The sequence below is a fragment of the Actinocorallia longicatena genome (assembly GCF_039534125.1).
GTDB lineage: Bacteria > Actinomycetota > Actinomycetes > Streptosporangiales > Streptosporangiaceae > Actinocorallia > Actinocorallia longicatena.
Map to the genome: position 1 here is coordinate 82,759 of NZ_BAAAUV010000029.1, position 8,407 is coordinate 91,165.

Annotated in this window: 8 protein-coding genes; 5 read left to right on the top strand and 3 right to left on the bottom strand. The window is 72.3% G+C overall.

The genetic code is table 11. From position 1 onward, the window contains the following. The first annotated feature begins 21 nt into the window (after positions 1-21). Positions 22-579 (top strand): TetR/AcrR family transcriptional regulator, encoded by a 558-nt coding sequence (locus tag ABD785_RS35130; RefSeq protein ID WP_344837275.1) that lies wholly within the window; start codon positions 22-24, stop codon positions 577-579. Between the two features lie 70 nt (positions 580-649). Next, positions 650-2,314, top strand: coding sequence for an alpha/beta fold hydrolase (locus ABD785_RS35135; RefSeq protein WP_344837277.1), 1,665 nt, complete (start codon positions 650-652; stop codon positions 2,312-2,314). Positions 2,315-2,323: 9 nt separating this feature from the next. Here the strand turns inward: ABD785_RS35135 and ABD785_RS35140 are convergent, their stop codons facing one another. After that, entirely contained in the window at positions 2,324-2,689 is a 366-nt protein-coding gene (locus ABD785_RS35140) for a DoxX family protein (protein ID WP_344837279.1), read from the bottom strand. 108 nt (positions 2,690-2,797) lie between these two features. Between ABD785_RS35140 and ABD785_RS35145 the strand changes: the two genes are divergently transcribed. After that, positions 2,798-3,199, top strand: coding sequence for a winged helix-turn-helix transcriptional regulator (locus ABD785_RS35145; RefSeq protein WP_344837281.1), 402 nt, complete (start codon positions 2,798-2,800; stop codon positions 3,197-3,199). Here the strand turns inward: ABD785_RS35145 and ABD785_RS35150 are convergent. Together ABD785_RS35150 and ABD785_RS35155 are read right to left on the bottom strand one after the other, a co-directional pair. Then, the gene (locus ABD785_RS35150; protein WP_344837284.1) at positions 3,187-4,149 is read right to left on the bottom strand and encodes a carbohydrate kinase family protein; all 963 of its coding nucleotides are present in this window, start codon (positions 4,147-4,149) and stop codon (positions 3,187-3,189) included. The genes ABD785_RS35145 and ABD785_RS35150 overlap by 13 nt on opposite strands. Continuing rightward, positions 4,146-5,198, bottom strand: coding sequence for a class I mannose-6-phosphate isomerase (locus ABD785_RS35155; RefSeq protein WP_344837287.1), 1,053 nt, complete (start codon positions 5,196-5,198; stop codon positions 4,146-4,148). Before ABD785_RS35155 ends, ABD785_RS35150 begins: the two co-directional genes overlap by 4 nt. A 265-nt stretch (positions 5,199-5,463) precedes the next feature. Between ABD785_RS35155 and ABD785_RS35160 the strand changes: the two genes are divergently transcribed. Together ABD785_RS35160 and ABD785_RS35165 are read left to right on the top strand one after the other, a co-directional pair. Further along, positions 5,464-6,480 carry a LacI family DNA-binding transcriptional regulator gene (locus tag ABD785_RS35160; RefSeq protein ID WP_344837291.1) on the top strand — a complete coding sequence of 339 codons (1,017 nt, stop codon included), beginning with the start codon at positions 5,464-5,466 and terminating at the stop codon, positions 6,478-6,480. Positions 6,481-6,933: 453 nt separating this feature from the next. Then, a complete protein-coding gene (locus ABD785_RS35165) occupies positions 6,934-7,938 on the top strand; it encodes a LacI family DNA-binding transcriptional regulator (protein ID WP_344837294.1) in 1,005 nt (334 codons plus the stop codon). The last annotated feature ends 469 nt before the right edge of the window (positions 7,939-8,407 follow it).

An 8,407-nucleotide genomic window follows, 5' to 3' on the forward strand; every position in this document is an offset into this window, starting at 1 on the left:
AGACCGGTCTATTTTCGTCGTATGGGACAGAAGGGCGACGAGACACGCGACCGGCTGCTCGACGCTGCCCAGGGGCTGGTCGAGAGCCGGGGCTACTTCGGCACCGGCCTCAACCAGGTGATCGAGATCAGCGGCGCGCCCCGCGGCTCGCTCTACTTCCACTTCCCCCGCGGGAAGGACCAGCTGATCGGCGAGTCCGTCCTGCGGGCCGGACGGTCGATCGGCGAGGCGCTGGAGGCCATGGCGGGCTCCGGCGCGACGGTCGCGGAACTCGTCGCGACGGCCCTGGGCCATCTGGGGGACCGGCTGGAGGAGTCGGGCTGGAGCAGGGGATGCCCGGTGGCGACCGTGGCCCTCGAGACGGCCGCCTCCAGCGACGCGCTCCAGGAGGTCTGCTCGGAGGTGTACGCCTCGTGGGAGCGGGTCGTGCGCACACGGCTGGACGGACGCCCGGACGCCGATGATCTCGCGGTCATGATCATCGCCCTCATCGAGGGGGCGCTCCTGCTGGCCAAGGCCCACCGCAGCAGGGATCCGCTGGACCGGGTCGCCCGCCAGATCGGTGTGCTGCTGGGCTGACCGGGCCCGCCGCGATCGGCGGGCTTTTTTGTGCGGTGAAAATATGTAGACCGGTCTATCAAGGAGTCTCATGGACGCGATCGTCTTCGGTGCGACCGGATTCATCGGCCGTTCCCTCGTCGCCGAGCTGCTGGGCAGGGGCCTGCGGGTGGCGGCGGCCGTGCGGAACGACACCCTCACCCCCTGGCTGCTCGCCCGGGGAGCGGACATCGGCGGGCTGACGGTCGTCACCGCCGACATCACCCGCCCGCTGACCGGGCTGCCCGAGGCGGCCGACGTCTACAACACCGCCGCGCGCTACGCCTTCGGCCTCGGGAGACGGGAGGCGAGGGAGACCAACGTGACCGGCGCGCTCAACGTGGTCGAATGGGCCGCGACCCTGCCCGCCCTGCGGCGGCTGGTCCACATCAGCGGATACCGGGTGAGCGCGTCCGGCGGCCGCGCCGACTACGCGGCCCTGGGCGCCTATGAGGCCTCGAAGATCGAGGGCGACCTCGCGGTGCGGGAACGCGCCCGGGAGCTGGACGTCCCGCTGACGATCGCCAATCCCAGCGCCGTGATCGGCCCCGGCCAGTACATCGGCCCCGCCGCCCTGGTCCAGGACCTCTGGAACCGCCGGCTGCCCGCCCTGCCCGGCGGCCCCGGCACCTTCCTGCCGATCGTCACCGTGGACTACCTCGCCCGCTTCCTCGCGGAGATCCCGGCGTCGCCCGCGGGGGAGCACCACTGGATCCTCGACGACGAGACGCCCCTGCTCCCCGAACTGATCAGGACGGTCGCCGACCACACCGGGGTCCCCGCCCCGCGCGCGAGGGTCCCCGTCGGCCTGCTCCGCCGCCTGCCGCGCAGGCTGACCGGCGCCGACCCCGAGACGCTGACGTTCCTGTCGGACGACCGCTACCCGACGGAGTCCGCCCGTGCCCTCGCCGAGGCGGCGGGACTGGACATGCCTCCGGCCGCCGACGCCCTGCGCGCCTGGGCCGACGACCTGGTCGCCACCCGCTTCGGCACGGCCGCACCCCCGCCCGCCCCCTACGGATTCGTCTCCGTCGCGGGCGTCCGCACCTGGGTGACCGGCGAGCGGGAGCGCCCCGATCATGTGCTGCTGCACGGGCTGCCGATGAACGCCGACCTCTGGACGCCCCTCGCGCCCCTCCTCGGCGGTCCCGTCCTCGCCCCCGACCTGCCGGGACAGGGACGTTCGGCCCCGGCCCCCTCGGTGGACCCCTGGCTGGCCGGGCTGCTGGATCCGGTGCGGACCCGCCCGGTGCTGGTCGCGCACTCGGCGGCCTGCGCACCCGCCCTGCGCTTCGCCACCGCCCGTCCCGACCGCGTCGCCGGGGTCGTCCTGATCTCCCCGGCGTTCCTCCAGGCCCCCGGCTCCAGGCTCACCCGGTCGAGCCTGGCCGCGCCCAGGCTGCGCCGGATGCCCACCGCGGCCCTGGCCGAAGTGCTCGGCCTGCCGGAGGGACCGGAGGTGGAGAGCGCCGTCACGGACCTGGGCCGTCCCGGAACCGCGCGACGGGTGGTCGCGGCCCTGCGGACGGCCCACGCCGAACGCGAGCGGACCCGGGAGCTCCTGGGCCGCGTCACGGTGCCGGTCCGGATCATCGTGGGTTCGGCCGACCCCCTGGTCACGGACGCCGGCCGTCCGGTGACCGAGATCGCGGGTGCCGGGCACCATCCCCAGCTCACCCATGCGGCGGAGGTGGCCCGGCACCTGAGGGAGCGGTGACCCGAGCCGTCACAGCCAGGCCGTCGCCAGCCAGACCGTCACGCCCGCCGACGCCAGCAGGGCGATGTTGAGCCCGATCAGCCGGGCCTCGCCCCGGGTGAGATGGACGGTGATGCCGCCGACCTGGATGAGGACCAGGCCGACGGCGGCGGCGACGGCCAGCACCGGCGCGATACCCGTCAGCGGCGGCAGCACGAGGCCCACCGCGCCGAGGATCTCCAGCACCCCGATGACCCGGACGAGCGGCATGGGCACGGTGTCGACCCAGCCCATCATCGGCTGCAGCCGCTCCCGGCTCTGGACGGTCTTCTTGCCCCCCGCGTAGAGGTAGAAGACGGCGAGAAGCGCGGCGAAGATCCAGTAAGCGATGGTCATTTCGGGCTCCGAGGTGGATGGTTACCGTTCGTAAGTTGCCCCATGATGCGTCACTATGGAGGGGCTTACAAAAGGCACACGCGTGTGCGTAAGGCACAGGGGGCTGTCATGTCGGACTACGAGCGCACCTGCATGATCCGTGGCGACGGAGGACGGACGATCCGCACGATCCTCGACCGGATCTGCGACAAGTGGACTCTGCTGATCGTGGCGACGCTCGACGAGCAGCGCCTCCGGTTCACCGACCTGCACCGCCAGGTCCCCGGCATCTCCCAGCGGATGCTCACCCTGACCCTGCGGAACCTCGAACGCGACGGCCTGGTCTCCCGCACCGCCTACGCCGAGGTCCCGCCGCGCGTCGAGTACGCCCTCACCGCCACCGGCCGCAGCCTCATCGCCCCCGCCCTGGCCCTCGCCGGGTGGGCCATCGAGCACATCTCCCACATCGAGGCCAGCCGGACCGCCTACGAGGCCTCGGCGCGGAAGCCGTCCGCGGCTCAGCCGGACTGAACCGGGCCTGTCCCGGATCCGCGCCGTGCGTTCGTCCGGTGTTCCTCGAGCTCCGCGACGGTGGGCGGGTCGGATCCCGCCCTGGTGCAGGTGATGGCGGCGGCCGTCGAAGCGCGGGCGAGCGGTTCGTCCAGGTCCTCGGGGCGGGCGCCGCGCAGGGCGTCGCGCCGGGCGGGATCCAGCAGCCCGGCGGCGGCCAGCCCCCACAGCAGCCCGGACATGAAGGCGTCGCCCGCCCCGACCGTGTCGGCGACCCGGACCGTGAGGGCGGCGCGGGCCGTGACACCGTCGTGGGTGACGGCGGCGCAGCCCTCCGCCCCCCGGGTGAGCACGACGAGGGCGGGCCCCGACTCCTGCCAGGCCCGGGCGGTTCGCACCGGATCGGCTCCCGGGTACAGCCAGGCGAGGTCCTCCTCGCTGGCCTTGACCACGTCGCTGAGGGCGACCTGCCGTTCGACGCGCCGCCGCTCGGAGTCGCGGTCGCCCAGCAGCGCCGGCCGGATGTTCGGATCGTAGGTGACCATGGAGTCCGGGCGGGCCGCGGCGATGGCGGCCTCGACCACCCGGCCTCCCGGCGGCGCCCCCGCCGTGACCGACCCGGTGTGCAGCACCCGGGCGTCGCCCGGCAGGACCGGCGCCAGCGGCTCCCAGGACAGCGCGAAGTCGTAGGACGGGACGCCCGCCGCGTCGAGCGAGACGACCGCTACCCCGGTGAAGGGGGCGGGCTGGACGTCGAGCGTCACCGCGGAGGAGGTCAGCCGCGCCTCGACCAGACGGCCGAAGGCGTCGTCGCCCAGGCCCGTCACCAGCGTGGTCGGCACTCCCAGCCGGCCCAGCCCGACGGCCACGTTGGCGGGGCTGCCGCCCGGTTCCGCGCGGAAGGTCCGGCCGTCGGGCGTCCCCATGAGATCCACCAGGGATTCGCCGAAGACCACGACGCGAGCGCTCATTCTCCGCCTCCAGCCGGGGTGTCGGGGCTCGGGGGGAGACAGCGCAGCACGCTGACGTCGCCGTGGATGGTCGCGGGTCCCGCGTCGTGGGGCACGAGGACGGTCTGCCCCGCGCTCAGCGGCAGGGTCCGGCCGCCGACGTGTTCCAGCTCGCCCTCCCCGTCCAGGACTATCAGAACGGCGAAGCTCTCGGCGAGCTCGGCGCCCGCCCCGGCCAGTTCGGCCCGGAAGTAGGGGTCCGCCGACTCCGGCAGGACCCGCCGGATCCCCGGCTTGGTCTCCGGCAGCTCCGCCGGGCGGCGCATCAGCCGGGAGATCTGCCCGGGCGACCAGGCCCGCCGGTCGACGCAGCGCAGCGCGGTGTCCCAGCCGAGCAGCAGATGGGCGTCCTCCTCGTCACCGGGCAGGAAGCCGGCCCACTCGACGAGCACGCTGAAGTCGGTCGGCTCCTGCAGCTCGACCAGGAACACCCCGGCGTCCACGGCATGGGGGAGGCCCGCGGGCACGAGAACGGCGTCGCCGGGGCGGACGGTCACCTGATGGGTGGCCTCCAGCAGCGCGGTCCGGTCCTGGGCGCCGACCCAGCCGCGCAGCCGGGTCTCGCTGACGTCCTCCTGGAATCCCAGGAACACCCTGCCCTCTCCGCCCTCGGGGACGTCCACGACCAGCCAGGCCTCGGTCTTGCCGAACGCGCTGTCGAGATGGGCGCGGGCGAATCCGCGGTCGGGATGGCAGTGGACGGGCAGGCGCTGGCTGGCGTCGAGCAGCTTCACCAGCACGGCGGGGGTCGGGCCCCAGCGGGCCAGATGGGCGGGGCCGAGCCAGCGGGCCGGGTCGGCGGCGATCGCGGCGGGCAGGCTCCGGCCGTCCGGCAGGATCGTCGGGCCGACGTCCGGGCTCCCGAACCGTGACGTCGCCGAGCCCACCCAATCCTCCGGCCGGTGGTCGTCGGGTGACGCGATCCCCCGGAAGCGGCTGATGTTCGCGCCGCCCCGGTAGAAGTGCCGGGGCCGGTTGGCGCTCAGGGCGATGGGGTGCAGTTCGGGCATCCGTCCTCGTCGGGTGGGTGGGACAGGGGCGCAGGAAGTGCTGCGCCCCAAGGTCTACTTCACGAGACATCGTTGTCAAGACTCCCTCCTGTGGAAGCCCGGCCCGGCGAGCAGGAAGACCCACTGGCCAAGGGGTTCTGTGGGATCGGTCGATCCGACGCGCTGACAACGTTGTCTTTGCGGTCGAGGCAGTCCGGCCTTCGGCCGCGCCCGGCAGCCCGCCGCCCACTACATTGGACGAGGGCAACCCGGGAGAAGGAACAGCGTGAGCAGGCAGGACGGGCCGCGCAGGCCGACGATCTCCGATGTGGCGGCGGCGGCCGGGGTCAGCGTGAAGACCGTCTCCCGCGTGATCAACAACGTCCCCTCGGTCCGGCCGGAGCTGGTCGAGCAGGTCCTGGCCGCCGTGGGGGAGCTCGGCTTCCGGCGCAACGAGCTGGCGAGCACGCTCAGGTCGGGCCGTCGCACGGCCACCATCGGCCTGATCATCGGCGACCTGGCCAACCCGTTCTACTCGACGATCGCCGCGGCCGTGGCCAAGGTCGCCAGGGGCCACGACACCCACTTGATCACGGTCAGCTCCGAGGAGGACCCGGAGCTGGAGCAGATCCAGTTCGTCGAGCTCTGCCAGCGCCGGGTGGACGGGCTGATCATCGTCCCGGCGGGGTCCGACCACTCCTACACCAGGCCCGAGGCCGAGATGGGCATGCGGATGGTCTTCCTGGACCGGCCGCCGTCGGGGATCCTGGCCGACAGCGTGGTGATCGACAACGCCCGCGGGGCGCACACGGGGGTCGAAGCCCTGCTCAAGGACGGCCACACCAGGATCGGCGTGATCGCCGACTCCCCGGCCATCTACACCGCCCGTGAACGGCTGGCAGGAGCCAGGACCGCGCTCGCAGGAGCCGGCACCCCTTACGACGGATCCCTGGTCAGGGTGGGTGTCGCCCATCCGGCCGAGGCCGCGAAGGCGGTCGCGACGATGCTCGACGGGATGAACCCGCCCACCGCCTTCTTCGCGGGGAACAACCGGATCACGGTCGGCGCCCTCCAGGAGCTCTACCGGCGAGGTCACGACGCCGCCCTCACCGGGTTCGACGACTTCGAGCTGTCCACGCTGATGCCCCGTCCGCTCACCGTCGTCGCCTACGACGTCGAGGAGCTGGGCCGCACCGCCGCCGAGCGGCTGTTCGCGCGCATCGGCGGCGACGCGTCCTGGCCGTCGGAGACGGTGATCGCCACCCGGCTCATCCGGCGTGGCGCGGAGCTCCTGACGCACTGATCCCGCCGGCTTCGTCGTTGACGAGCCTTCCGGGTCTCTCTATGATCCGGGCACTGACAACGTTGTCTCGGTGTCACGCTCGTCCCTGACCCCGCACACCGGCGCTCGGCCGACGGGAACACCTCGGTCACCCTCGACACCCGGACGAATCTCGACTTCAGCGATCGGCGGCAGACCAGGGCCTTCGTCATTCCCAACACCACCCCTATTGCCGCCACCGGCTGCAGGTGACCGCCGACCATGGCGCCGCCGAGAGAGCCAGCTCGCAGAAATGGGAACTACTCGGCTGACCATTGATCATTGACGCCCGCCGGCCGCACACGCGGCCGGCGGGCCATTCTCCGCGGCGACGGGATCCGGGCCTTTGCGCCCGCCTCCCCGGAAGCTGACGGCCGGTAACGTTACCGGCAAAGCGGTGCTGATCCCGATCATGCCCTGGTAGCGTTCCCTCCCATGAGCGATCGGCCCACGTTGAAGGACGTCGCCGCCCGGGCGGGCGTCAGCCCCATGACGGTCTCGCGGGTCGTGAACGGCGAACCGGGCGTCGGCCCCGAGACGGCCGCCAGGGTGGAGCGTGCCATCCGCGACCTCGGCTACCAGCGGGACGCCGTGGCCAGCCAGCTCCGGCGCAAGGGGCAGCTCGCCCACACCATCGGCCTCCTGGTCGACAACGTCGCCGACCCCTTCATGGCCGCGTTCGCCTCGGCCGTCGAGGACGTCGCACGGCAACGCGGCAACGTCGTGCTCATCGGAACCTCGCGGGACGACCTGAAACGGGAACGCGAGGTGATCGCCGCCTTCACCGCCCGCCGGGTCGACGGCCTCATCATCATCCCGGTCGAGGGCAGCCACCGGTTCCTGCAACCGGCGGTGAGCACGGGCACGCACGTGGTCTGCGCCGACCGCCGCGCCCCCGGCCTCGACGTCGACACGGTGATCGTCGACAACCGCGAGGGCGTCCGCGACGCCGTCGCCCACCTCATCGCCCACGGCCACCGCCGCATCGCCTTCCTCGGCGACCGCAAGGAGATCTGGACGATCGCCGAACGCCACGCCGGCTACCTCGAGGCGCTGGCCGCCGCGGGCCTCCCGGCCGATCCCGCCCTGGTCAGGAACGGGCTGCGGCACGCCCCCGACGCCGCGACGGCCGTCAAGGAGCTCCTCGAACAGCCCGATCCGCCGACCGCCGTGTTCGCCGGCAACGACATCGTCGCGGTGGGCGCGCTGGAGACGCTGCCGCCGTCCGTGGCCATGGTCGCCTTCGGCGACTTCGTGCTCGCCACCCGGCTCGACCCCCCGGTCACCATCGTCTACCAGGACCCGGTGGCGATCGGCACGACCGCCGCCCATCTGCTGTTCGCCCGGATCCACGGGGACCTCTCCCAGGCCCGCACCGTGGTCCTGCCCACGCACCTGATCGTCCGGGGCTCGGGAGAGCTGCCGCCCCGCTCTCGGTAGGGCTCCCGGCCGCAGGGAACGCCGTCGGCCTCTTGACACCTTCCGCCGCGCGCAGGACGATGGGCGGACTGGTAACGATAACGTAGAAACGACCGCCCCTCGTTCCGTCGTGCCGATGTCCCGACCGGCGCCGTGCCTCGCTTTCGGCCGTCGCCCCGTAAATCGAGCCCGTGGAAATTGCGCGGCAGCGCACCGCTTCATTTCGTGTTGCCCGCCGGAAAATCAATGTCACAAGCGCATTGCGAATAAGCACACCCTTGTTGACACGGACGGTGGGAGGCGCGAGTCTTCCCTATCGAAGAATCCACAAGATTCAACATGTTCAGCCAAAGACCAACAAGACTGAACGCCCCCCACCCAACACCCCGAAATATCTGGAGGACGGATGCGTTTCAGCACCCGTGGAGTTCTGGCCGCGGCGGGTATCGCCGTGGCTCTCGTCGTGAGTGGTTGCGGCGCCGATGACGGT